Source organism: Citrobacter sp. W9 (assembly GCF_026719375.1).
Taxonomy (GTDB): Bacteria; Pseudomonadota; Gammaproteobacteria; order Enterobacterales; family Enterobacteriaceae; genus Citrobacter; species Citrobacter werkmanii.
Map to the genome: position 1 here is coordinate 1 of NZ_JAPPTE010000098.1, position 254 is coordinate 254.

Here is a 254-nt window from a genome sequence, read left to right on the forward strand (position 1 = left end):
AGTACCAGCGTACGGCCCACAGAATGATGTCACGCTGAAAATGCCGGCCTTTGAATGGGTTCATGTGCAGCTCCATCAGCAAAAGGGGATGATAAGTTTATCACCACCGACTATTTGCAACAGTGCCTCGAATCAGCCTATTTAGGCTATTTTTTCCACCATTTCTGGCGTTATTTCCGGTTTTTACTGAGATCTCTCCCACTGACGTATCATTTGGTCCACCCGAAACAGGTTGGCCAGGGTGAATAACATCG

General features: G+C 47.2%; 1 protein-coding gene. It reads right to left on the reverse strand.

Annotation, left to right across the window (positions count from 1 at the left end):
• Positions 1 to 183: 183 nt before the first annotated feature.
• A partial coding sequence (locus tag OOJ59_RS28055) for a hypothetical protein (RefSeq protein WP_002906209.1) occupies positions 184 to 254 on the reverse strand: 71 nt, incomplete at its 5' end.